General features: G+C 58.8%; 24 protein-coding genes. 15 read left to right on the plus strand and 9 right to left on the minus strand.

Annotation, left to right across the window (positions count from 1 at the left end):
* Nucleotides 1-56 precede the first annotated feature (56 nt).
* A complete protein-coding gene (queF, locus tag GAO09_RS27235; protein ID WP_153359759.1) occupies nucleotides 57-521 on the minus strand; it encodes a preQ(1) synthase in 465 nt (154 codons plus the stop codon).
* A complete protein-coding gene (locus tag GAO09_RS27240) occupies nucleotides 518-1396 on the minus strand; it encodes a cation diffusion facilitator family transporter (RefSeq protein WP_153360552.1) in 879 nt (292 codons plus the stop codon). Before GAO09_RS27240 ends, queF begins: the two co-directional genes overlap by 4 nt.
* 251 nt (nucleotides 1397-1647) lie before the next feature.
* Here GAO09_RS27240 and GAO09_RS27245 point away from each other — a divergent pair, with 251 nt between their 5' ends.
* A complete protein-coding gene (locus GAO09_RS27245) occupies nucleotides 1648-2157 on the plus strand; it encodes a MarR family winged helix-turn-helix transcriptional regulator (protein WP_153359761.1) in 510 nt (169 codons plus the stop codon).
* On the plus strand, nucleotides 2154-2840 hold the full coding sequence (locus GAO09_RS27250) for a GNAT family N-acetyltransferase (protein WP_153359763.1): 687 nt from the start codon (nucleotides 2154-2156) through the stop codon (nucleotides 2838-2840). Before GAO09_RS27245 ends, GAO09_RS27250 begins: the two co-directional genes overlap by 4 nt.
* Here GAO09_RS27250 and GAO09_RS27255 read toward each other — a convergent pair.
* The 3 genes from GAO09_RS27255 to GAO09_RS27265 all read right to left on the minus strand — a co-directional run bounded on the left by GAO09_RS27255 (nucleotide 2837) and on the right by GAO09_RS27265 (nucleotide 6462).
* Nucleotides 2837-3337 carry a GNAT family N-acetyltransferase gene (locus tag GAO09_RS27255; RefSeq protein ID WP_324184663.1) on the minus strand — a complete coding sequence of 167 codons (501 nt, stop codon included), beginning with the start codon at nucleotides 3335-3337 and terminating at the stop codon, nucleotides 2837-2839. The genes GAO09_RS27250 and GAO09_RS27255 overlap by 4 nt on opposite strands.
* A gap of 34 nt (nucleotides 3338-3371) precedes the next feature.
* Nucleotides 3372-4019 carry a signal peptidase I gene (gene lepB / locus GAO09_RS27260; RefSeq protein ID WP_209018868.1) on the minus strand — a complete coding sequence of 216 codons (648 nt, stop codon included), beginning with the start codon at nucleotides 4017-4019 and terminating at the stop codon, nucleotides 3372-3374.
* A gap of 253 nt (nucleotides 4020-4272) precedes the next feature.
* Nucleotides 4273-6462: an anthranilate synthase gene (locus GAO09_RS27265; protein WP_153359770.1), complete on the minus strand. Its 2190-nt coding sequence runs from the start codon at nucleotides 6460-6462 to the stop codon at nucleotides 4273-4275.
* Nucleotides 6463-6776: 314 nt separating this feature from the next.
* Here GAO09_RS27265 and GAO09_RS27270 point away from each other — a divergent pair, with 314 nt between their 5' ends.
* Nucleotides 6777-8000: an extensin family protein gene (locus GAO09_RS27270; protein ID WP_235938530.1), complete on the plus strand. Its 1224-nt coding sequence runs from the start codon at nucleotides 6777-6779 to the stop codon at nucleotides 7998-8000.
* A 131-nt stretch (nucleotides 8001-8131) separates the two neighbouring features.
* On the opposite strand, the gene GAO09_RS27275 is transcribed toward GAO09_RS27270, so the two are convergent.
* Nucleotides 8132-9811 (minus strand): formate--tetrahydrofolate ligase, encoded by a 1680-nt coding sequence (locus GAO09_RS27275; protein WP_153359772.1) that lies wholly within the window; start codon nucleotides 9809-9811, stop codon nucleotides 8132-8134.
* Between the two features lie 396 nt (nucleotides 9812-10207).
* Here GAO09_RS27275 and GAO09_RS27280 point away from each other — a divergent pair, with 396 nt between their 5' ends.
* The 5 genes from GAO09_RS27280 (at nucleotide 10208) to GAO09_RS27300 (ending at nucleotide 13820) form a co-directional block, all read left to right on the plus strand.
* A complete protein-coding gene (locus GAO09_RS27280) occupies nucleotides 10208-10885 on the plus strand; it encodes a helix-turn-helix transcriptional regulator (RefSeq protein ID WP_410767658.1) in 678 nt (225 codons plus the stop codon).
* A gap of 33 nt (nucleotides 10886-10918) precedes the next feature.
* Nucleotides 10919-11419, plus strand: a complete 501-nt coding sequence (locus tag GAO09_RS27285; RefSeq protein WP_153359776.1) for a PAS domain-containing protein — start codon at nucleotides 10919-10921, stop codon at nucleotides 11417-11419.
* Nucleotides 11420-11613: 194 nt separating this feature from the next.
* Complete coding sequence (locus tag GAO09_RS27290) at nucleotides 11614-12168, plus strand: TetR/AcrR family transcriptional regulator (protein WP_324184662.1); 555 nt, start codon at nucleotides 11614-11616, stop codon at nucleotides 12166-12168.
* An 87-nt stretch (nucleotides 12169-12255) separates the two neighbouring features.
* Nucleotides 12256-12621 carry a hypothetical protein gene (locus GAO09_RS27295; RefSeq protein WP_153359778.1) on the plus strand — a complete coding sequence of 122 codons (366 nt, stop codon included), beginning with the start codon at nucleotides 12256-12258 and terminating at the stop codon, nucleotides 12619-12621.
* 80 nt (nucleotides 12622-12701) lie between these two features.
* A complete protein-coding gene (locus GAO09_RS27300) occupies nucleotides 12702-13820 on the plus strand; it encodes a porin (RefSeq protein WP_153359780.1) in 1119 nt (372 codons plus the stop codon).
* A 135-nt stretch (nucleotides 13821-13955) separates the two neighbouring features.
* Here the strand turns inward: GAO09_RS27300 and GAO09_RS27305 are convergent, their stop codons facing one another.
* From GAO09_RS27305 to GAO09_RS27315, 3 genes are all read right to left on the minus strand, one after another.
* Nucleotides 13956-15107, minus strand: coding sequence for a DUF2333 family protein (locus tag GAO09_RS27305; protein ID WP_153359782.1), 1152 nt, complete (start codon nucleotides 15105-15107; stop codon nucleotides 13956-13958).
* 31 nt (nucleotides 15108-15138) lie between these two features.
* Nucleotides 15139-16038, minus strand: coding sequence for a hypothetical protein (locus tag GAO09_RS27310; protein WP_153359784.1), 900 nt, complete (start codon nucleotides 16036-16038; stop codon nucleotides 15139-15141).
* Between the two features lie 121 nt (nucleotides 16039-16159).
* The gene (locus GAO09_RS27315; protein ID WP_153359786.1) at nucleotides 16160-16612 is read right to left on the minus strand and encodes a pseudoazurin; all 453 of its coding nucleotides are present in this window, start codon (nucleotides 16610-16612) and stop codon (nucleotides 16160-16162) included.
* A gap of 202 nt (nucleotides 16613-16814) precedes the next feature.
* On the opposite strand from GAO09_RS27315, the gene choX reads away from it, so the two are divergent.
* From choX to GAO09_RS27350, 7 genes are all read left to right on the plus strand, one after another.
* On the plus strand, nucleotides 16815-17768 hold the full coding sequence (choX, locus tag GAO09_RS27320; RefSeq protein WP_153359787.1) for a choline ABC transporter substrate-binding protein: 954 nt from the start codon (nucleotides 16815-16817) through the stop codon (nucleotides 17766-17768).
* Between the two features lie 77 nt (nucleotides 17769-17845).
* Nucleotides 17846-18688: a choline ABC transporter permease subunit gene (gene choW, locus GAO09_RS27325; RefSeq protein WP_324184661.1), complete on the plus strand. Its 843-nt coding sequence runs from the start codon at nucleotides 17846-17848 to the stop codon at nucleotides 18686-18688.
* Entirely contained in the window at nucleotides 18685-19767 is a 1083-nt protein-coding gene (choV, locus tag GAO09_RS27330) for a choline ABC transporter ATP-binding protein (RefSeq protein WP_235938531.1), read from the plus strand. Before choW ends, choV begins: the two co-directional genes overlap by 4 nt.
* A 53-nt stretch (nucleotides 19768-19820) precedes the next feature.
* Nucleotides 19821-20555 carry a HugZ family pyridoxamine 5'-phosphate oxidase gene (locus GAO09_RS27335; protein ID WP_153359789.1) on the plus strand — a complete coding sequence of 245 codons (735 nt, stop codon included), beginning with the start codon at nucleotides 19821-19823 and terminating at the stop codon, nucleotides 20553-20555.
* Between the two features lie 136 nt (nucleotides 20556-20691).
* The gene (locus GAO09_RS27340; RefSeq protein ID WP_153359791.1) at nucleotides 20692-21009 is read left to right on the plus strand and encodes an ArsR/SmtB family transcription factor; all 318 of its coding nucleotides are present in this window, start codon (nucleotides 20692-20694) and stop codon (nucleotides 21007-21009) included.
* A 453-nt stretch (nucleotides 21010-21462) separates the two neighbouring features.
* Nucleotides 21463-23184 carry an ABC transporter ATP-binding protein gene (locus GAO09_RS27345; protein WP_153359794.1) on the plus strand — a complete coding sequence of 574 codons (1722 nt, stop codon included), beginning with the start codon at nucleotides 21463-21465 and terminating at the stop codon, nucleotides 23182-23184.
* Nucleotides 23185-23472: 288 nt separating this feature from the next.
* Nucleotides 23473-24576 (plus strand): branched-chain amino acid ABC transporter substrate-binding protein, encoded by a 1104-nt coding sequence (locus GAO09_RS27350; protein WP_153359796.1) that lies wholly within the window; start codon nucleotides 23473-23475, stop codon nucleotides 24574-24576.
* Nucleotides 24577-24644 lie beyond the last annotated feature (68 nt).

The raw sequence follows: 24644 nt of genomic DNA on the forward strand, positions 1-24644 counted from the left end.
TTATTTTAGATCATTGTGTTTCAAGCGTCACAAACCGGACGCGTCACCGACTGCCTTCAACCGCGGCCACGATAGGTCGGAACGCCCTGATCCGGCAGCCAGACACCAGCCGGAACGTCGCCGGTCTGCCAGAACACGTCGATCGGAATGCCGCCGCGCGGATACCAGTAGGCACCGATCCGCAGCCATTTCGGGTTGAGCAGGTCGACGAGGCGCTTGGCAATATAGACCGAGCAATCCTCATGGAAGGCGCCGTGATTGCGGAAAGACGTCAGAAACAGTTTTAGCGACTTCGATTCCACCAGAAAGGCGTCCGGAATGTAATCGATAACGATATGCGCGAAATCCGGCTGGCCGGTCATCGGGCAGAGCGAGGTGAATTCCGGCGCGGTAAAACGCGTCACGTAATTTACGCCCTGATTGCTGTTGGGCACACGCTCCAGCACGGCCTCTTCCGGGCTTTTGGGTGCATCCACCTGCTTGCCGAGCTGCGACAGCCCGCTGACATCCGTCATCGTCATTTGCCTGTTCCTTCGATTTCGACAGTCTGTCCATGCGCATGTTCGCCCTCGGGCTCGACATGGATCGCCAATGTGGCGCCGGGAATAACCTCTTTGATCGCATCTTCCAAGCGGTCGCAGATTTCATGCGCCTCACGCACGGTCATTTTTTCCGGCACGACGAGATGAAAATCGATGAAGGCGGCTGCCCCGGCCTGTCGCGTTTTCAGGTCATGGACATCGAGCGCCCCACCGCAATGTAAAGCAATCGCTTCGCGCACCGCCGCCTCTTCCTCCGGCTCCAGCGCCTTGTCCATCAGCCCGCCCAGCGAATGGGTGATGACCTTGTAGCCCTGCCAGAGAATGTTGATGGCGACAAAGATCGCGAGCAGCGGATCGAGAATGGCATAGCCGGTGAGGACGGCGAGAACCAGGCCGACAAACACGCCGGCCGACGTCACCACATCCGACATGATATGCTGGCCATCCGCCGTCAACGCCACCGAGCGATGCGCCCTGCCTGCATGGATCAGCTTGGTGGCCCAGACAGCGTTGATCGCGCCGGCAATCGCATTGATGCCAAGACCAAGCCACGGCGCTTCCGGCATGGCGGGCGCCATCACCGCCTGCCACGCTTCCTGAATGATCAGAAGCGCTGCAACGACAATCAACACGCCTTCGAGGACCGCCGAAATATATTCTGCCTTGTGATGCCCGAACTGGTGGTCATGGTCCGCCGGCCGCTGCGCATACCGGATAACGAAATAGGCGATGAAAGCGGCAGCGACATTAACGAGCGATTCCAGACCATCCGACAGCAACGCCACCGAGCCGGTGACCCACCATGCGGACAGTTTCAGGCAAAGCACGCCGATCGAAATCGGAATGCCCCACATTGCCAGCCGCTCGACGGTTTTATCGTCCTTCACCACGTCCGAATTCTCCAAATGCGTCTGCGAATGATTTGCAGGACGCCATCCCTGAAACGACGAAACCGCCGCAGCGAGATGATCTCGCTGCGGCGGTTTCGAATTGAACGGTGATATGGCTCAAGGCCGATGATTTGTCAAAAGGAATGCGTCAGCAAGGCATTTGACACATTACATAACAGGTTATATATCGCGTTATAAATCAGATTGGAGACCCTATGCTGCACGATATCGTTCGTGATTTCGGACATCTGACTCTCGGCACACGCTTGCGCCGCGTCGGAGAGATGCTGCAGGCAAATACCCAGCAGATCATGCAGGCACATGGTGTCGATCTGCCTGCCGCACATTACCCCTTCCTCGCCGCGCTTGACCGCAACGGCGCATTGAGCGTCGGGGAACTGGCCGATGTCATCGGCATCACCCAGCCCGGAGCGACCCGGACGATCGGCCAACTGGCGGAAGCCGGTTTTGTCGAGATCGCGGCCAGCGAGACCGACCAGCGTCGCAAGCAGGTGACATTGACCGAGAGCGGCGAAAAACTGGTGGCGTTTGCCAAGGAAAACATATGGCCGGGCGTCGAAGCCGCTGTCCGCGACATGTGCACCGGGCTGGAAGGTTCCTTTCTGGATCAACTCGCCGCCATCGAGGATGGGCTGAAAAAACACCCACTGATCGAACGATACAACAGCAAAAACGAACCGCCATCGGACCGGAAACAGACATGAGCCATATCCTCGATCGCCCGGCATGGAACGCGCTGGAAACGGTCCATGCGCATCTTGCAGAGGGCACGCCTCTGGCGAAGCGTTATCCGTCCTCGATCGTGCCTTTCGCCGCAACGATGGACGACACGCCGGAAAGCCTTGCGGCTCTTGCCGAGCTTGGACAAAATTTCGAAACGCTGGCTCTGGTTGAAGCGGCGCCGATTGTCGTGCCCGGTGGTTTCGACATGCTGATCGACAGCATGCTTCTGCAGATGGTCGCAGACCGTCCGTTCGAGCGCGTGAGCGATCCCCGTGTCGAAGCGCTCGGTGAAAAGGATGCGGACGACATGCTGGCGCTCGCTACATTGACCAGACCGGGACCGTTCACGCTGGGCGCCCAGAAACTGGGACAATTCTGGGGTATTCGCATCGACGGGCAGCTGGTCGCCATGGCCGGCCAGCGCCTGCGGCAGCCCGGCTATGCCGAACTCAGCGGCCTGTGCACGCATCCGGATTTGCAGGGGCGAGGACTGGGCAAGACAATGCTGCGCTATGCAGCCGGTGAAATATCCGCGGCCGGCGACACGGTCTATCTGCATTCCTACAGCCACAACCTGACGGCCGTCTCTCTTTACAAGGCGATGGGTTTTGAACCGCGCCGTGAGATGTATTTTCGTCTGGTCAAGCGAGCCCAGCAGGCTTAAGTCAGGATCATCGCCATCAGCACGCTATCGATATAACGGCCATCGATGCGGATGGCATCGCGCGCAAGTCCCTCATGCGCGAAGCCAACCTTTTCATAAAGAGCGATGGCTCGAAAATTGTCCGCATGCGCATGCAGTTCCACGCGGTGCATGCCGGTGGCCTTCGCCGCCTCGATGGTGGCAAGCATCAGTTTGCGCCCCAATCCCCGGTCGCGATAACCGGGGATGATGCCCATGCCGAGCACACCGCAATGCGCCTGTGCCGCGCGGGCACCACGGCGAATATCGCACCAGCCGACCACCTTGCCATCGGCCACCGCCACCATATGCGGATGCCCGGCCGCGATATTGTCGCGAACGAAAGACAGCATCGCCTCGACAGGCGGCGCCTCGGTAAACACCAGATATTTTCGCTCACGCGCGACCATGTCGAGGGCCTCGCGAAAACCCTCGACATGGTCTTCACGGATCGCCTCGATAACGATGTCGCTTGTCATGGCCATGCCTCCTCGCATTGGCAAAGTCCTGCAATCACTCGACAACGAGCCCACTCCTCTCAACATCTTTCGACGTGACAACGGCCACGAGACGACCGGTTACACTCTTCACCGGCACAAAGCCGTTATCGCCAAGCTGGTCGGGGTATCGGCTGTCGGCTGAGTTGTGCCTGTTGTCGCCCAGCACGAAATAATGCCCTTGCGGCACATGAAACGGCCCGGCGTCATCCGTTTCAACGGTCGACGGTTTTTCCGTCATGCCGATGCTGTAACGACGGCCCTCCGGCGTCGTTTCCGTCAGAACACGGGCAGCGCCGCCGCCGAGCACCTCGAAAGATTGCCCCGTCGCCGCCTGAGAAAACGCGCGTCCATCGACAAATACAACGCCGCCTTTCAACTCGACGGTTTCGCCGGGTAGGCCGATCAGCCGCTTCACATAGGTTACGGGCTTGTCTGAATAGGCGGTCTTCGCATCGAACAGAATGATATCGCCTCGCTGCGGCGTCTCGTCAGCGCGATAGGCTTGGCGGGCGATCAGTTCCCGTTCACGCACGGTCGGCGCCATCGATGAAGAAGGCTGCACCTGCATCTTCAGACCGCAATTGTCCTGCTTGAATTTTACCGCGTCGCAATCGGCAGGGACAACGGCAGATATGCCGGCGGCCGTTTTTCCGAGTGACATTTCCAGCCGCCGGGAATCGGTCTCCCAAATACCGATACTCCCCAGCAACACCGGATATAAAGGCCGAAGGACCTCGACAAATCCATCGATGCGTTCAGCTGCCGGTTCGGCAACCGCTGGCAGAGGCACAAAAACCAAGCCTGCCAGCAGCATATTCCAATGCAATCCTGAGCGCACATCGATCTCCCGTCAAATCTGCGAGGGATCTAGGTCAGCGACACCGTTTTGCCACCCACCGAAACGCGTCAAACAATCACGCCGCCTTCGTCTCGCGCTTCCGTGCCAGATGCGCCACGACATTCTCGATCATCCGCATGCCGGCATCGCCGCCCAGTGACATGATCGATTCCGGATGGAATTGCACCGCCGCGATCGGTTCCTTGGCGTGCTCGATGCCCATGATCGTACCATCCTCGCTTTCGGCGGTGATGATGAAATCGCGGTCGAGCGTCGCCGGATCGGCAAAGATCGAATGGTAACGGCCAACCGTCACTTCCTTGGACAGACCGGAAAACACGATGCCCGGCTCCAGCACGCGGATGCGCGACGGCTTGCCATGCATCGGAATGGCGAGATGACGCAACTCGCCGCCATAGGCTTCGGCCAAGGCCTGCAGGCCGAGGCATACGCCGAAAATCGGCAGGTTGCGGGCACGCGCCGCCTTGATCGTCGCCTTGCAGTCAAAATCCTTCGGGTTGCCCGGACCGGGGGACAACACGACGAGATCGGGATCGATACGGTCAAAGATTTCCTGCGGCACCGGTGTGCGCACGGTCGAGACCTCGGCACCGGTCTGGCGGAAATAATTGGCGAGCGTGTGGACAAAACTGTCCTCGTGATCGACCAGCAGGATTTTCACACCTTCACCGACCTTGGCGACGTCTCGGCCGACCTTGCCGGAATTGCCGGCACGAGCATCACGGATTGCGGAAATCATGGCGGATGCCTTCAGTTCGGTTTCGGCCTCTTCCTCTTCCGGGTTACTATCGTTGAGCAACGTCGCCCCTGCCCGTACCTCGGCAATACCGTCCTTGATGCGGATGGTGCGCAAAGTCAGACCCGTATTCATGTCGCCGTTGAAGCCGACCATGCCGATCGCGCCGCCATACCAGGCGCGCGGGCTGCGTTCGTTCTGCTCGACAAACCGCATCGCCCACAGTTTTGGCGCACCGGTGACGGTCACGGCCCAGGCGTGGGAGAGGAAACCGTCGAAGGCGTCCATGTCCGGCCGCAGACGGCCCTCAATATGGTCGACCGTGTGAATGAGACGCGAATACATCTCGATCTGACGGCGGCCAATGACTTTTACCGAACCCGGCTCGCAGACGCGGCTCTTGTCGTTGCGATCGACATCCGAACACATGGTCAGTTCGGACTCATCCTTCTTAGAATTCAGCAGTTTCAGGATCTGCTCGCTATCGGCGATGGCATCCTCGCCACGCTTGATCGTACCGGAGATCGGGCAGGTCTCGATGCGACGGCCCGACACACGCACGAACATTTCCGGCGAGGCGCCGACCAGATATTCCTGATGACCGAGATTGATGAAGAAGGAATAGGGCGACGGATTGATCGCCTTCAGGCGATTGGAAATCTGCGACGGATTGCTGTCGCAACGCTCCATGAATTTCTGGCCCGGCACGACTTCAAAAAGGTCCCCACGGCGAAAACTTTCCTTGGCGCGCGTGACGAGCGCCGCATATTCGCCCGGCTTGTGGTCGCCCTTTGGCGGGATGACATCGGTGCGCTGGAACGGATCGGGCGCAATCTCCGATGCCTTGCCCTCGGTCGTCACACCATCCTTTGAAAAATCGTAGCGGTCGACCCAGGCCTTTGCCGCATGGTGGTCGACGACGAGAATCTCGTCCGGCAGAAACAGAACCATGTCGCGCTGGTCTTCCGGGCGCGCCATCGACAGCTTGATCGCATCGAACTGGAAGGCCAGATCGTAACCGAAGGCACCAAAAAGGCCGATGGCGCTGTCCGCATCCGAATAGAACAGATCGACCACCGCGCGCAGGACCGTAAACACGGTCGGCATTTTCGAGCGTTCTTCCTCGGTAAAGGCGCGGGTCGGCTCATTAACGGTGAGGTCGAGGCGGCGGGCGCTGCGTTCACCAAGCGTCAGGTCGGCTTCCTTCGCGAGACGGTCGGCGACGAAATCGAGAAGCACTTCACCGCGACCGTTATAGGCTTCGATCCAGACCTTTCCGCCATTCGAGGAGAAACCCAGCGGCGGATCGGCAATTGCGGTATCCCAACGGGTGTAACGGCCCGGATATTCGTAATTGGAGGAAAACACCGCGCCGCGGCGTTCGTCCAGCCGGTCGACATAGCTGCTGATCGCAGTCGCATATTCCGCCGGCCGACGCTGGCGGCGAACGTTGATGCCGCCCCGCGTCGAATAACTTTCCGAACCGTCGTCTTCGATAACCGTAACCATATTCCGCCTCTGAAGTGGGTGCCCTTCCCATTCGGCGGCTCAACAAAAAAGCCGCCTCGTGGTTCGGGCGGCTTGTCGTCGTCTTGTCGATGGACATGACTGGTCAAGGCCGCGTTAGCGTGCCCACCACCAGTTAGCAATGTTCATCGAGTTGATCATGGAGCGAATTGTTAGCGTGGCTTTGAAAACCATGCAAGCGGATTCCTGCCGCAATTTTATTGCCGTTTCGATGCGACCAAATCAGCGCCGTTTGCGTTTCCCTCCTCGCCGGACATCCGAAATCGGGTTGCCGTAGATGAAAGGACCGATGAAGGATGAAGCAAATCCTTTGCATTTTTGCCTGCCTGCCGCTTGCTCTTGGGGCAGCAATGCCTCCGCACGCTCCGGTTCCAGCCGTCGAGCGAACGGACGCCGTGCCCATCAATGCCTTCGACCGTTTCATGAAGGATATCGGGGTCAAAAAGCAATCATCCCGACCAAAATCCTCTGAGCGACGTCGGGCACGCCCGCCGCGTGCAAAAAGCGCGGTGCCGGCTGCACCGGCCTTGGCGGTCGTTCCGGTTCCGACCCCGAAGCCGGGCGACAATGCTGCGCCTACGACAGCAGGCGAAGAGAAAAAGCCCCTGGAACCACAGGGCACGGAAACACCAGTGACACGTCCGGCAGTGCCCGAGAGCGCAGAAAAACCACCGGTCACGACCGCCGAGCCCCCAGCTCCGCCCACCGAACAGCCGGACGCGGTAGAAGTTCCAAAACCCCTTCCCAAACCGGAGGTGCCGGCACCGGACAAGGCGGCCGAACCGGAAGACGCAGGCACAGGCACGACCGAACAGAAAGCGGACGACGCCAAGCCTACCTCCAAAGAGGATGAGCCCAAGGCCGAAGAACCGCAAAAAGCCGACCAGCAAAAGCCGGAGGACGACAAGAAGAACGAAGAGGAAAAGGCCGAAACCCCTCCCCCTCCACCGCTCGAAAAGGAAGATCCTGAAGAGTTGAAAGCCTGCCTCGCCGATCTGACGGCGCTCGGAACCAAGTTCGAGACGATCCCCGCCATCACTGGCGAGGAACCGGGCTGCGGAATAGAACAACCGATCGCGGTGAAGGAAATTCTACCCGGCGTCGACACTGGTGGCGCGCAGATGCGCTGCGAAACTGCCCATGCGCTGGCCACCTGGATGAAAGACAACGTCCAGCCGGCGATGAATGTCGCCATGCCGGGCCGCAAGGTTACCGGCATCGTGCCCGGCTCCACCTATGCCTGCCGCCTGCGCAATAGCGCCTCAAGTGGCAAGGTGTCGGAACACGCGCGTGGAAATGCCATCGATGTCGCCGCCTTCAAGCTCGACAATGGCGAAAAATTCGAGATGAAACCGCGCGAGGAGGATTCAACGCTCGAAGGCGCTTTCCAGCGTGCAGCAACCGCCGCAGCCTGTCTGTATTTTTCCACCGTGCTTTCACCCGGCAGCGATGCGACCCATCAGGATCACCTGCATCTCGACGTGCTCGATCGCAAGAACGGTTACAGGTATTGCCGATGACCGGCCAAGGCCTCAGCCAATCGATACTGCGTCATCCTCGGGCCTGTCCCGAGGATCTAACTACGCCAATGATTTCCAGCCATTGCAGATCCTCGGCACAAGGCCGAGGATGACGGCGGAGGCGTGCGGCCTCAAAACAGCCCTTCGATATAACCTTGATCGTTGAGAACAATCCGCTCGGCCGCCGGCGAACGCGGCAGGCCCGGCATGGTCATGATCTCACCGGTAATGGCAACAACAAAACCGGCGCCGGCCGACAAGCGCACTTCACGCACCTGCACGACATGGCCTTCAGGCGCACCGCGCAGTGCCGGATCGGTCGAGAAGGAATATTGCGTCTTGGCCATGCAGACGGGCAGGTCGCCATACCCCTGCTCTTCCCAGACTTTCAGCTGGTCACGCACCGCCTTGGTCGCCGTCACTTCGCCGGCATGATAAATCTTGGCGGCAACGGCCTCGATCTTTTCCATAAGCGGCATGTCGTCGGGATAGATCGGCTCGAATTTGGCCGTGCCAGACTGCGCCATTTCGACGACCTTCCAGGCCAGTTCCTCGATGCCGGCAGACCCTTCCGCCCAGTGACGGCAGAGGATCGCCTCGGCACCCAGATGGGCCACATAGTCCTTCACCGCCTGAACTTCGGCATCGGTATCGGAAATAAAGTGGTTGATGGCAACGACGACCGGCACGCCGAATTTGCGGACATTGGCGACATGGCGGCCAAGATTGGAGCAGCCGCGCGTCAAAGCCTCGACGTCCTCGCGACCGAGATCGTCCTTGGCAACGCCGCCATTCATCTTGAGCGCACGTACGGTGGCGACGATAACAGCGGCATCCGGCTTCAGGCCGGCCTTGCGGCACTTGATGTCGAAGAATTTTTCAGCGCCGAGGTCAGCACCGAACCCGGCTTCCGTCACCACGTAATCTGCGAGCTTCAGCGCTGTCTTGGTGGCGATCACCGAATTGCAGCCATGCGCGATATTGGCGAACGGGCCGCCATGCACGAAGGCTGGATTGTTTTCCAGCGTCTGCACGAGGTTGGGCTGCATGGCATCTTTCAAGAGAACCGCCATGGCGCCGTCGGCCTTCAGGTCGCGGGCAAAGACAGGTGTCTTGTCGGTGCGGTAGGCAACGATGATGTTGCCAAGACGGCGCTCGAGATCTTCGAGATCGGAGGCCAGGCACAGGATCGCCATGACTTCCGAGGCAACAGTGATATCGAAACCGCCTTCACGCGGAAAACCATTGGAAACGCCGCCGAGCGAGCCGACGATTTCGCGCAGCGCACGGTCGTTCATGTCCATGACACGGCGCCATGTCACGCGGCGAACATCAATGTTCAGTTCGTTGCCCCAATAGATGTGGTTGTCGATCATCGCGGCGAGCAGATTATGCGCCGAGGTGATTGCGTGGAAATCGCCGGTGAAATGGAGATTGATATCCTCCATCGGGACGACCTGCGCATGACCACCGCCAGCGGCGCCGCCCTTCACGCCGAAGCAAGGACCAAGCGACGGCTCACGAACACAGATCATCGCCTTCTTGCCGATCCGGTTGAGGCCATCTCCGAGACCCACCGTGGTGGTGGTCTTGCCTTCGCCCGCAGGTGTGGGGTTGATCGCTGTCACCAGAATAAGTTTGCCGTCTGGTTTTTTCGATTGTGCGTTAATGAATTCCGCACTGACCTTCGCCTTGTCGTGACCGTAAGGAACGAGATTTTCGGAGGCTATGCCGAGCCGGGCACCGATCTCGAAGATCGGCTTCTTGGTGGCGGCACGCGCGATTTCGATGTCGGAAGTTACGGTCGGCAAAATGGATCTCCTTGGAATGGCGAGCGCGGAAAATCGCTGAAACGGGCTGATACGGCAAGGCTTCACGCAACGCCATCCCCATCAATCACAAACAGCTATTAAACGATCGGAAAACATGATCGAAAGAATCGCCGGCCGTTATATTTCTGCGAATACAGAAAAAGTGCTCTTGAGCCGCGAAACCCATTTGCACCACTCAACATAAATCGCTGAAATAACATGAAATTTTGAGCAAAAGCCCACCGACGTTCTTTTTAAAGCCTTAAATCTGAAAAAATATGCTGGTGTCACAGCTTTTTTGGTATATTCGTTGCGCCCCAACATAACTGGGTGTCATGTTTCGGGACCACCATGATCACACTCGAACGGCAGGCGGCTTTGAACAAGGAAATATCCTTGTCGGAATCGCATGCAAACGTCATTTCGGCCTTGAAAAAGGTTGCCGTCGAATTCGGCTTCCGGCACGTCACGCTGCTTGCGTCGCCGGACCCGGACGATATTCTTCTGGCACCGTTGGTCGTCGAGACCACCTGGCCGCGCGATTACATTCGTGAGTTCGATCGGCGGCGCCTGATGCGGCGCTGTCCCCTTGCGTCCATTCTGCTTGGCTCTGCGCTCCCCGTCAGCTGGTCTGTCGGCCATGCAGACAACCACAATCTGCAATTCGACGAACAGACGTTGGATCTGCTGCGGCGCTACGATATCGTGACGAGCGCTGCCATGCCGCTGCATTCGGTGGATGGCAACCGCTTCATTATGCGCTTCGACGGAACACGACAGCCATTGTCGCAATCCGAATTGAACGAATTGGGCATGATCGCCTTGCATGCCTTCGACGTCTTTGACCGTCTTCGCCGTCATGAACCACGCCCGACAGCACCCGCCCTGACGGCGCGTGAACTCGAAGTCGTTCGCTGGACCTCGCAGGGAAAAACCTCGAACGAGATCGGCAATATTCTCTCGTTGTCGGATCATACGATCAACGCATACCTCACCAATGCCATCCGCAAACTCGATTGCGTCAACCGTACGCAGTTGGTAGCTAAGGCAATCCGGCTGAAGCTGATTGCCTGAAGCCGGCATTAGCATGCATCAAGGAGCACTGTTTTGCCGTTCTGGGTCGAGCAGGAACATCGCGATAACAATCAGCACAGGGCAATCGGCATCAGTGATGCGGAAGCCGTGGAACTGATCACAGCCTTTCGGTTATTCGGCTCATGGCGATTTGATCTCGACAGCGGCCATATGTTCGCAAGCTCCGATTTCAGCGAACTCTTTGGTCTCCATCACAATGACGGTCCGATGGACATGACGGAAGTATCGGCACAGATACACCCGGATGATCTCGGCTTCATGATGTCCACATTCGAACGCGCCAGCGTCGACAAGCGCACCTATCACAGCATCTTTCGCGTTGGTGCCGAAGGCGAAACCTACCGCTTTTTGCGCTCGGTTGGCATGTTCCGCGAAAAGGCCGGCACCTCGGGCGAGGTCGTCGGCGTCACTTACGAATTTTTCCCACGTCGCAGCGGCACTGCCTTCGTGTCGGAAGAAGAGCGCTGGCCGCTGGGCAGCCCAGGCCCGCAAGATATTCCCGACGAAAAATGAGGGCGGGTCGATTGCGGTAGATGCAGCGAGCAGACGGGCGCCCGCATGCGGTTTCAACACCCAATTCAGATATCTTGAACCGGACAGTTTCTCCCGCAGGGCGCGAGAAATTCGGATCACTTGCGTAATCTTATTCAACTCGTTGTCATAATTGCTATAAGCGGCGTTAAACACATGAGGGGCTAGACGAAGAAGTGGGACCTAGGAAAATTGATCCGGAGCATATCCTGGACGCAGCCGAGCGCGTTATTTCGCGTACTGGTGCTGCCAGCCTGTCCATCGATTCCGTTGCGAGGGAAGCAGGCGTCAGCAAATCGCAGGTCGTATACGACCACAAGACCAAATGCGCTCTTCTCGAGGCCTTGGTCGAACGGCAGATTCGCAGGGACCAGCAGACAACCGATTCCTTCGTACGGGATTGCGCCATAGCAGGTTCATCGCATGCGCAACTGTTCGGGAGACTGGTTGCCGCGCGCAAACGTCCACATCAACGTGACCGGTCGATCGCCATGGCAGTCAGCGTTTCGCTGGGTCGTGACGAAATTCTCCAGAAGATCATGCGCGACTGGATGACAAGCGAGTTGGAGGCCGTCTCAAACGGACCAAAGCCGACAGCCGCACGCATGGCTTATTTCGCCCTGACGGGTTTCAGCTGCATCGAACGCTTTGATTTCCACACATGGACGGATGCGGAGCGCACCGAAATCCTTGAGGAAATCAGGGCCGTTTACACCACCTATCCGGCCTGAGTCGCGCTTCCCCAGCCATTCCGCAATCTTGCGCACGTCGAAACCGCAAAGCCGCCCTTCCAGGGAAAAAGGGCGGCGAGGATCGACATGGAGGAACGTGCCGACACTTTTCCGGCCATCCCGACAAAGATCGGGTTTGCATGCCCGCCGAAAAAGTCGCGATCCTTCGATCGCTCGCTCTTCATCACACAGCAAAGCGCAACACGCCTCCACGATAAGAACGATCGTTCTAAACTTCAAGATACCTTTTCCAACACAGGCAGAAACTCACGCCCTCTAAAGCGCGGAAAAAACAGGCAAAAACTCACGCGTTCGGCGAAAATTTCGTCGTATCAATCAAAAATTGCTGAACAAATGTTGTGTTTTTTCTGCCACGCCGATCAGGCGAAGACAAAGCTGCAGCGATCAAACGCAATTCAAACATTGCAGAAAGAACGATCGTTCGTAAGTTGACCAAACTGTGTCGAACAGGCTTCGACTCGGATCATACAGGGTGCATTCCCGCCCCGCACCGTCTTACTGGAGTTCAACTGATGAACATCAAGAGCCTTCTTCTCGGCTCCGCCGCTGCCCTCGCAGCGGTATCCGGCGCACAGGCCGCCGACGCTATCGTCGCTGCCGAACCGGAGCCCATGGAATATGTTCGCGTCTGCGATGCATTCGGCACTGGCTACTTCTACATTCCGGGCACCGAAACCTGCCTGAAGATCGGTGGTTACGTCCGTACCGAAGTCGGCGGCCGCAGTGATTTCGACATCGACGGTCTTGGCCGAGTTCAGGATGGCGGCTACCGCACCAACACCCGCGCCCAGCTTCGTCTGGAAGCCAAATCCGACACCGAACTCGGCACGCTGGCTTCGCGCGTGACCCTGCGCGCCAACACCAACGACAGCTCGCGCGGCGACGACTTCTACCTCGAAGAAACCTACCTGGAACTCGGCGGCCTGCGCGTTGGTCAGTTCTACAACTACTTCGACACGGGCCTGCCGGGCGAAACCGTTCTGCATGACGCCGGCCCGCTGGGCGGCCTCGTTGACTATCAGGCAACCGACACTCTGAACAACGGCATCCGCTACACCTTTAACGGTGGCGCGTTCATGGGTTATGTAGGCGTCGACGCCTTCAACTCGGAAGCTGGCTGGAAGACCGGTTCCTACGTTAACGCTGATGGCGATTTCGTTGAATCCAATGACGACGAAATCGGCGTCAACGGTCTTGTTGCAGCCAAGCTCGGCGGCGTTTCCATCGATGTCTTCGGCGGCTACGAATTTGACAACGAAGACGGCGTCATCGCATCGACCCTGACTGCCGAAATCGGCCCCGGTTCGCTCGGCGTCTTCGGCGTTTATTCCACCGGCCCGAACCGTTACTGGGATTACTCGGAATGGACCATCGGCGCTGAATACGCCATCAAGGTCTCCGACAAGTTGTCGATCGCTCCGGGCGCGCAGTACTGGGATAAGATCCTCCCGGTCGCTGGCGACTACGAAGGCGGCAGCGCATGGCGCGTTGGCGTAACGGCCGACTACGAAATCACCAAGGACCTCGCCTTCAAGGCAACCGTCAACTACACCGACGTCGACATCGACACCGGCGTTGCTGGCGACGGCGACCGTTGGGACGGTTTCCTCCGTCTGCAGCGCAATTTCTAATCTGATCTCTGTGATCTGATCGGAAAAGCCCGGCAATTTGCCGGGCTTTTCTGTTTTGGGGCTGCGATAAAACCTCACGTAAAGGCAATGTTGCCGTGTTGCCGGACAACCTGTCCGGGACAGGCACGGCGCGGTTTAGCGATCCAGAACCGAACGCACTTCGACAAGGTTCGAACGGACGCGCAACATGTAGAACCCCATGGTCGAAAGATGTGTCGGCATGATCATGCCATCTTCACGACCATTGGAAATGATGGATGGCTGGATACGTAATGCTGCCTTGAACTGGCCAAGCGTATCGGTCCACAGCGGACCCAGATTGCGCTCGCGAATGACCTGGCTGAAATCGGCACCGGCAGCCGAAAGCACGGCGTAATAGCCGTAAAGCTGCCCATAGGCGAACCAGAAGCGGTCGTCAGCGCGTGTATCGAACCAGCCGCCATTGTGGTTTTCCGAACGCTCGCGCAGGATCGCCGTCGTGCTACCGAGGTCGTTGGCGATACGGTCGACAAACTGGACAAGATTGTCGGCCCGGCTGTCGAAAGTGGTGACGCAGGCCGCCAGATCGACATTGAACTTCTTCATGCTGTTGATAGCAGCGCGGTAATAGCTCGGCGTCGGCGTCTTGGGGCCGAACGGGGTCAGGCCGAAGTACCAGGAATATTCATCGAACTGCAGATTGTTGCGGGCATCCTGCAGATTGGTGTCGATAGCCGACGTGCCGCGCACACGTGCGAGTGAATCCACCAGTTCGACGGTCGTGCGACGAAGCGCCTGGTTCACGCCGCGCTGGAAAGATGCCTTGTTGTCGAAAAACGGCGTGTGATCCCAGTCCACCCCGAAGAAACCGAGCCGGTAGAGCAGCATGGAGGAAATCCAGGCATTGCTGTTGACATTACGGTTGGTCAGATCGGCTGCGACATCGACGATTGCCGAGGACTGGCACTGGCGCGGCGGTGTCACCGCCCCAGCGGGGGCATCAGCACTTGCGGGCGCAGGCGTGGTCAGCGTCTGGCCAGCCGGCACCGTCCGCTCGGAGAAACGGTAGCTGTCGACGAAATCCGGATCGAAATCGGTCCAGACCTGCGTCTGATAAAAGAAATAGCCATAAAATCCGAACAGGATTGCCAACAGGCCGATGACCGTGCCGCGGATCGTCCAGTTACGGCGACCATACCAGCCCCGCGCCGCCATGAACGGCCACCCGATCCGCGCGAAAACCAGCCCGAAAGCGCGGGAAAGGCCTGCGAGGACACGCCGGAAAAAAGCAAGGATCGGATTAAGCATAGGCGGTTTCTGCTCCTTATTGGCCGTCAGATCAGGCGGATGCCGGCTCTGGTCGAGGATGGTGTTCTAATGCCGGGCCGGCATTGCCGGAACGCGCCTGCGCGTTGAAGCGATGCACGAAACGGTCGTCGACGGCGAGCTTTCGCCGTTCCACCTCATGCATCGACAACATGTTCTTTTCGGACAGCGTCAACAGTGGTGAAAGCGCCGCACGCGCTTCGACGGAAAAACGCTCGGCAAGAGATGCCCCGTTCCGCCCCGCCAATGCTTGCAGGACGACGAGACCGCGTTCAGCCTCGATACTCAGCTTGTGGTAGAGGCTGTTGCCATCGGCCTCATGGCGGATGATCGCCTCGACAAGCTCCTGCCGGTCGCTGAGTTGCCGTGCCACACTGGACGTCGCCTCTTCCTGTGCTGATTTCGCCTGTTCCAGCCCTTCGGAAAGATCATTTTCGATCAGCGCAAGCCGGTCTTTCATGATCTGGCGATGAGCGCCGAGCGCCATCAACAGGCGCGCGGCAGGCTCGAGAGAGGCAACAAGGCGGCTTGCCAGAACATCGTCACGGCGCTGAATATCCGTAGGTATGCGATGGAGGCGCAGGCGACGCAAAAGCGTTTCGAAAGTGGAAAGGATCTCAGTGTCGCTCGCCTGCGCGATGATGTGACGAATGTCGTCATCAAGTCGCTGCACGAAGCGCACAACAGGAGAATTCGCGCCAAATGCGGCATCGATCTCGCTCACGACATTCGCGAAATCTGCGTCCGCTTGGCGATCGTCGGTGATGGCGGCCGGATCGGCAACGCCGTTTGCGTCGTCGTCCTCAAGTCGACTTGCAAGCTTCGGCATACATGCAGCAACCGCATTTTCAACGTCGGCCAGCAGCGCCAGCGTGGCGGAAAGCTCGTTGTCAGCAGAATATCGTTTCGCCATGCGGCCGCCCCTTGTATTTGCCCGCTAGACATAAGCATGGACGAACAAAATACCAGAGGTTTCGCTCCGGCGCGGCGATCGCTTCTGCCCTGCCGCGCCGGATATCATTCTGTTATATCGATCAGAGACCGAGCTTGGCGATTTCCGCGTCCAGGCGATCACGGGTCTTTTTCGGCATCTTGGCGGCCTTGACCGCCTCAAGGTTGGCGGGAGCACCCTCCCCGACCACGACCAGGGCAACCATGCCCATGCCGTAATGCGGCGTGCATTTCACGACATAGGCACCTTCCTTGTCGACCGTCACCACCAGATCGGTGCTGATCTTGCCCTTGAACGGTTCGACACCTTCCGGAATGAGTTCCTTCACGGCCTGCGCATCATGGCCCTTGTCGACGGAAACGAAGCGAATCGTATCACCGACGGCAGCGCGCACGGACGCCGGTTCAAACACCATGGCTTGCCCGTCGCTGCCCTTGTTCAGCATCTTGATTTCAATTTCCGCGCTGAGTGCCGGTACGGCGAAGAGGCCGAGAGCAGCGGCAATAATGGCTGGGCGGATGAGTGCGGCGCGCATGGAAAACTCCTGTGACGTTCATGACTTTTGTCACGAGACACCTACACCTCATCGTCAACCACCAACATTGACGGAGATCAAACCTGCCCTTGCGCGCCATAATGTCGCAAATACCCTGGTTCCCCTGACGTTTTTGCGCGCGCTTGCTTGCAGGCCGGATGTATTCATAATGGCCGGGAACAAAAAATAACGGGAGCCCAACATGCGCTTTATCAAATATTCGACTGTATTGGCCACGACCGTATCGGCACTGCTGCTCGCGCAGACCGCCCATGCCGCCGACCCCAAGAGCTGTGCCACCGTCCGCATCTCGGATGTCGGCTGGACCGACCTTGCCGCCACCAACGCCTCCTTCGTCACCGTGCTCGAAGCACTCGGTTACAAGGCCGATGTGAAGACGCTCGGCGTGCCGGTCACCTATTCCTCGATGAAGAACAAGGATATCGACGTCTTCATCGGCAACTGGATGCCGGCCCAGAACGGCGCCATCAAGGATTACGTCGCCGACAAGTCGATCGAGACGATCACCGTCAACCTCGAAGGCGCAAAATACACGCTCGGCACCAATGCCGCCGGCGCCAAGCTCGGCATCAAGAGCTTTGCCGATATCGCCAAGCACAAGGCCGAACTGGGCGGCAAGATCTACGGCATCGAGCCGGGCAATGAAGGCAACGGCATGATCGTGTCGCTGATCGACAAGAACACTTTTGACCTCAAGGGTTTTCAGGTAGTCGAGTCTTCCGAGCAGGGCATGCTGACGGAAGTCACCCGCTCCGACAAGGAAGACAAGCCGATCGTCTTCCTCGCCTGGGCGCCGCATCCGATGAACGTCGCCCACGAGATCACTTATCTTGCCGGTGGTGACGAGACCGTATTCGGCCCGAACTACGGTGGCGCCACGGTCTACACGGTCGCCCGCGGCGGTTATGTCGCCGAGTGCCCGAACCTCGGCAAGTTCCTGACCAACATGAAGTTCTCGCTCGACATGGAAAACACCATCATGGGCAAGATCCTCGATGACGGCGAAGACGCCGACAAGGCCGCCAAGGCCTGGATCAAGAAGAACCCGACCGTGATCGAACCCTGGCTTGCCGGCGTTACCACGCTGGATGGCAAGGACGGCCTTGCCGCTGTCAAGGAAGAACTCGGCCTCTAATTTGACATCCATGACCCGTGGCGGTTAGGCCGCTGCGGGCACCCGCCCTTTCTTTTCCTCCGGATGGCAGGTTTCTCGTGGATTGGCTTGAAGAGCATCGTTTTCCCATCGGCGCATGGGCTAAAGCGGTCGTCGACTGGTTGACGACCAATGGTTACTGGTTTTTCAGATGGCTCTCGGCCGTCTTGTCCTCCGTCATCGACGGATTGTTATGGGTGCTGGAAACCCCGCACCCCCTCGTCGTCATGGCGGCTTTCGCCGTCCTGTCATACTGTCTCAGGCGCTCTATAGCGCTTGCCCTCTTCACCTTCTGCGGCTTCCTTTTCATCTTCAACCAGGGTTACTGGGAGGAGACGACGCAGACGCTCGCGCTGGTCAGCGCCGCCACCTTCGTCAGCATGCTGATCGGCATTCCGCTCGGCATCGCCGCCGCCCGTCGCGAATGGCTGTATAACGCCATGCGGCCGATCCTCGACCTGATGCAGACGCTGCCGAGCTTCGTCTACCTCATTCCGGCGCTGATCCTGTTCGGGCTGGGCATGGTTCCCGGCCTGATCGCAACCGTGATCTTCGCCATCCCCTCGCCGATCCGCCTCACCCGTCTCGGCATCATCTCGACGCCGGGTGCCTTGACCGAAGCGGCCGTCGCTTTCGGCGCCACGCCATCCCAGGTCTTGCGAAAGGTGGAATTGCCATATGCGACGCCGCAGATCATGGCCGGCCTGACGCAGACGATCATGCTGTCGCTGTCGATGGTGGTGATTGCCGCTCTCGTCGGCGCCAACGGCCTTGGCGTACCGGTTCTGCGCGCGCTCAACACCGTCAACGTGGCTCGCGGCTTTGACTCCGGTCTCTGCATCGTCATTCTGGCGATCATCCTCGACCGCATGTTCCGCACATCGCAGGGAGGTGCATCATGACCGCACAGACCATGGCCGCCGCCAAAACACCAATCGCCCCGAAAAACTGCGTCAGCTTCGAAAATGTCGACATCATCTTTGGCGACAAGCCGGAGCGTGTGCTGCCGCTTGTCGATCAGGGCAAGACCCGCGACGAAATCAGTGCGGAAACAGGCACGGTGCTGGGTGTCGCCGGCGCCTCACTTTCCATCCATGAGGGCGAAATCCTTGTGCTGATGGGCCTGTCGGGCTCGGGCAAGTCAACGCTTCTGCGCGCCGTCAACGGCCTTGCTCCCGTCGTGCGCGGGAGCGTCAGCGTCGCCACGCCAAACGGCCCCGTCGACCCCTACAAGGCCGATGCAAAGACCCTGCGTGACCTGCGCATGCACTCGGTCTCCATGGTGTTCCAGCAGTTCGGCCTCCTGCCCTGGCGTACGGTGGCGGAAAATGTCGGTTTCGGCCTCGAACTCGCCGAGGTGCCGGAAGCCGAGCGCAGACAACGCGTTGCCGAACAACTGGAGCTTGTCGGCCTGGCCAAGTGGTCCGAGCGCAAGGTCGGCGAACTGTCGGGCGGCATGCAGCAGCGTGTGGGCCTTGCGCGCGCCTTCGCCACCGGCGCCCCCATCCTTCTGATGGATGAGCCGTTTTCCGCGCTCGATCCGCTGATTCGCACAAAACTGCAGGACGAGTTGCTGGAATTCCAGCGACGGCTGAAAAAGACCATCCTCTTCGTCAGCCACGATCTCGACGAGGCTTTCCGCATCGGCAACCGCATCGCCATCATGGAAAGCGGGCGCATCATCCAGTGCGGCACGCCGCAGGAAATCGTGCAGGCGCCCGCTGACCAGTATGTCGCGGATTTCGTGCAGAACATGAATCCCATCTCCATGCTGACAGCCGCCGACGTGATGCGCCCGGGCGTGGCGGATGGCTCCACCCCCGTCAGCGCCACGGCGCCTGCAACAACGCCGCTGGTGGACATCCTCGATGCCATGTCACGCCAGCCGGGCTTGATAGGCATCATTGACAACGGCGCAGTGGTCGGCACCATCACCGCCGATGATGTGATCGCCGGCCTCACCCGGCACCGCCGCCGCTGAGAACCGCATGCGTTGTCGTGCCGGACAGTGTTCGGCACGACAAGGAAGCGACCATGCAGGACAAACCCTCCCCCATTCGCCAAACCGACGAGGAAGCCCGCAGGCTCGGCCGCACACTGCTGCGCGGCGCGCGTTATGCAGCGCTTGCGGTCATTGATGCAGAGACCGGCTTTCCGGCCGTCAGCCGCGCACTTCTGGGGTTTGACCTCGATGGCGTTCCGGTCATTCTCGTGTCCGACCTTGCAAGCCACACAGCCGGCTTGAGGAAGGACCCACGCTGCTCCATCATGACGGGCGAGCCCGGCAAAGGGGCCCCTCTTGCACACGCGCGCATCACGGTTTTCTGCACAGCAGAACCCGTCGAGCAGGGCAGTGATGATCATGCGCGCATAAGGGCACGTTTCGTTGCCCGGCATCGAAAAGCAGAGCTTTACGTCGACTTCGCAGACTTTCGATTCTTCAGGTTAATACCGTCATCCGCAGCGTTGAACGGTGGTTTCGGCAAAGCATATGTCTTGACGGGTCAGGAATTGACGATTTGCAATTATTCATTTGCGGCAGAATGGTTACACCTCCAAAAATTAATGGGGGCAATGACGGTGGAAGCGGATGCTGCAGCCCGCTTCATGCAAGCGCGTGAAATGGGCAATTGGACCATTTCCGGGGTAGATATGGCGGGTTTTGACCTTATCAGGGGCGATATCTTGCTCAGATATGAGTTCGAGGAGCCTATTTCGGCTCCAAATGAGATTTTAAATCGTATTTCAAATTTTCCTAAAACATCATAGACGCTACGCTAAATTTAGGGATATACAATCCATAGCGGACCTTGCTAAATTTTCGGCCTCGAACCGATCAGACTAACTGATACCTGCATCAACAACGCTGATACCTGCTTCCTACCCAAGGGGACGTTTGAACGACATGGACACGATGTCACTTTCCGATCATTCTACATCCGCCGCCGGCCTTCTGTCGGCTATGGCCAACCCGAAACGCCTGATGATTCTCTGCTGCCTGGTTAAGGGCGAAGTGGCCGTCGGCGCGCTGGCAAACCAGGTTGGCCTCAGCCAGTCTGCGCTTTCCCAGCATCTTTCCAAGCTGCGTGCACAGAAGCTGGTCAACACCCGCCGCGACGCACAGACGATCTACTATTCCAGCTCGTCGGAATCTGTTCTCAAGGTTCTCGAAACACTTGAGTCCATCTACTGCGCTCCTGAGCGTAAGAAGACCGCCGCCTGATGGTAGCGCTGTCACGGTGCAAAACCACCTTGACGCGAACTTGCTAATATAACGCTGATCTGTCGGCGATATGAATTCGGCATGAACGGAGCTCCCAACCCGCGATGCCGGGTTATGGACTTTTTATATATGACTTTGCTTCGACGACACGGCTGACGCTGCCCACAAAATCTGGCGTCCGCCGTGTCGTCGTTTGTTTTCGACATAATCGAAAGCTGTTGCCGACCCACTCTCTCTTGCTTGAGGAAATCGGGCGCTCCCGGACTGATTTAAGCAGCTCGCGATATTCCGCTCGACAACTGATGACAGGCCATCAAAGCCTCCCTATAAGGCGACACGTGCGGTCAGGTTATCGGACGGAACGGCATCATGGATGCCGACAGTGCGCTTCTATAGTCGCGCAGCCATCCTTTCACTCCATGCGCACGACCAGTCTTGCCGTCGGAGTTCCCCATGTTGCGTCGCTTCTTTTCCTATTACGCACCCTATAAGGGCCTTTTTGCCCTCGATTTCGGCTGCGCGGTTCTGGCCGGCCTGCTGGAACTCGGTTTTCCGATCGCGGTAAAATTTTTCGTCGATGACCTTCTGCCCGGCCAGCATTGGGGCTGGATCGCCGCCACTGCCGCCGCCCTGCTGGTCATATACGTCTTCAACACCGGCCTGATGGCGGTGGTGAACTATTGGGGCCACGCGCTTGGCATCTCCATCGAGACCGACATGCGCCGGCAGGCTTTCGACCATATCCAGAAACTATCCTTCCGGTATTTCGACAACAACCGCACCGGCCAGCTGATCACCCATGTGACCAAGGATCTGGAAGAGGTCGGCGAAATCGCCCATCACGGCCCGGAAGACCTGTTTATCGCCATCATGACCTTCATCGGCGCCTTCCTCCTGATGTTTTCGGTCAACTGGAAGCTGGCGATGATGACCACCGTCATCGTGCCCTTCATGACCTGGCTGGTCAGCCGCTACGGCGCCCGCATGACCACCAACTGGCGCAAGCTTTTCCGTCAGGTCGGTGATTTCAACACCCGCGTTCAGGAAAGCGTCGGCGGCATCCGCGTCGTGAAAGCCTTTGCCAACGAGGATTACGAGCGCCAGCTGTTTGCCGCCAACAATGAAGGGTACAAAACCACCAAGCTCAGCGCCTATGCCTATATGACCGCCAGCATCACCATGAGCTATCTCAGCACCCGTCTGGTGCAGCTGATGGTGATGATCTTTGGCACCTATCTGGTTATCCAGGGCGAGCTCACCTATGGCGGCTTCGTCGGTTTCCTGCTGCTGGTCAACGTGTTCTTCCGGCCGATCGACAAGATCACCTCGGTGATCGAATCCTACCCCAAGGGCATTGCCGGTTTTTCGCGTTTCACCTCGCTGATCGACACCGCACCCGATATCGCCGACAAACCGGATGCCCGCGAGGTCGAGCACCTGAGCGGTGCCATCGAATACCGCGACGTCGCCTTCAGCTATGATGGCAAGTCAAAGGTGTTCGAACACCTGAACCTGAAGATCACGGCTGGCGAAACCATTGCCTTCGTCGGCGCCTCCGGTGCCGGCAAGACGACGCTTTGCTCTCTCCTGCCCCGTTTCTACGAGGTCGATTCAGGCTCGATCATGATCGATGGCATCGACATCCGCGACATGACTCAAGGGTCGCTGCGCAACCAGATCGGCCTCGTGCAGCAGGACGTTTTCCTGTTCGGCTCTACGATCCGCGAGAACATCGCCTATGGCCGTCTCGGTGCCACCGACGAGGAAATCATCGAGGCGCTGCGCCGCGCCGCTCTCGACGAGTTCATCCTGTCGCTGCCGGAAGGTCTCGATACGCCGGTCGGCGAACGTGGCGTAAAACTTTCGGGTGGGCAGAAGCAGCGTCTGGCGATCGCCCGCATCTTCCTGAAGGATCCGCCGATCCTCATCCTCGACGAAGCCACCTCGGCACTGGATTCGGCCACCGAATACGCCATTCAGCAGGCGCTCGGCGAATTGTCGCACGGTCGCACCTCGCTCGTCGTCGCTCACCGCCTCGCCACAATCCGCAATGCCGACCGTATCGTCGTCATGGGCCCCGAGGGCATTCTGGAAGAAGGTACGCATGCCGGCCTGCTCGCCAAGCGCGGCGCCTATGCCCGCCTGCACGAAGCACAGTTCGGCGCCGTTGCCTGAACTTGATGTTTGACAGGGCCGGATCGACCGGCCCTTCACATCGCCGCGAGAACCGTTGAATTATTACGCCGAAACGTCGCACTTTTCGGTTATCTTCTTGCGCAAACCTCCGAATATTCTTAGAAAAATTGCCTGTCGCTGACCGAGCCAAACATGGCCGCTCAGCGGAAGGAACGCGATGCCCCACCTCTTCCTTGGCACGCCGACGAAACGTCGACGGATGAATGAGCAAGGCAGACCGCATGATCACCAAGCAGGCTGGGAGGCCTGCGTCCCAAGGAGATGGACATGACATTGAAGACAATCACGGCAGCTCTCGCCGCCACGCTGGCCTTCGCGCCGCTCGCTCACGCCGACATCACCATCGGCCTTATCGCGCCGCTGACCGGACCGGTCGCAGCTTACGGTGATCAGGTCAAGAACGGCGCCCAGACCGCCGTTGACGACATCAACAAGGCCGGCGGTATTCTCGGTGAAAAGGTCGTGCTGAAACTGGCGGACGATGCCGGCGAACCCAAGCAGGGCGTTTCCGCCGCCAACCAGATCGTTGGCGAAGGCATCCGTTTCGTTGTCGGCCCCGTCACCTCTGGCGTGTCCATCCCTGTCTCGGACGTTCTTGCCGAAAACGGCATCCTGATGGTCACCCCGACGGCGACCGCACCGGACCTCACCAAGCGTGACCTGACCAACGTTCTGCGCACCTGCGGCCGCGACGACCAGCAGGCGGAAGTTGCCGCCAAGTATGTTCTTGAAAAGCTCAAGGACAAGCGCGTCGCCATCATCAACGACAAGGGCGCCTACGGCAAAGGCCTCGCCGATGCCTTCAAGTCGACGCTGAACGCCGGTGGCATCACCGAAGTTGTCAACGATGCCATCACCCCCGGCGACAAGGATTTCAGCGCGCTCACGGCTCGCCTGAAGTCGGAAAAGGTCGATGTGATCTATTTCGGCGGATACCACCCGGAAGGCGGCCTACTTGCTCGCCAGCTGGCCGATCTCTCGGCCAATGCACTGATCATCGGTGGTGACGGCCTGTCTAACTCCGAATACTGGACGATCGGCAACGAAGCCGCTGCCGGTACTCTGTTCACCAATGCTTCGGACGCGCTCAAGAGCGACGATTCCAAGGCCGCCGCGGCATCGCTGAAGGCCAAGAACATCCCGGCCGAAGCCTTCACGCTCAACGCCTATGCTGCTGTTCAGGTCATCAAGGCCGGCATCGAAAAGGCAAAAAGCGCCGAAGACGCGGAAGCAGTTGCGACCGCCCTCAAGGATGGCACAACCATCCCGACCGCCATCGGTCAGCTGACCTACGGCGAAACCGGCGACCTCACCTCGCAGAGCTTCTCGCTCTACAAGTGGGAAGGCGGCAAGATCGTCGCCGCCGAGTAATCGGACACGGATCTGGAAATGCAGCGGGCGCCTTTTAGGCGCCCGTTTGCGTTAGGGCATGTCGAGCA

The organism is Endobacterium cereale (assembly GCF_009617585.1).
In the GTDB taxonomy this organism is placed as follows: Bacteria; Pseudomonadota; Alphaproteobacteria; order Rhizobiales; family Rhizobiaceae; genus Neorhizobium; species Neorhizobium cereale.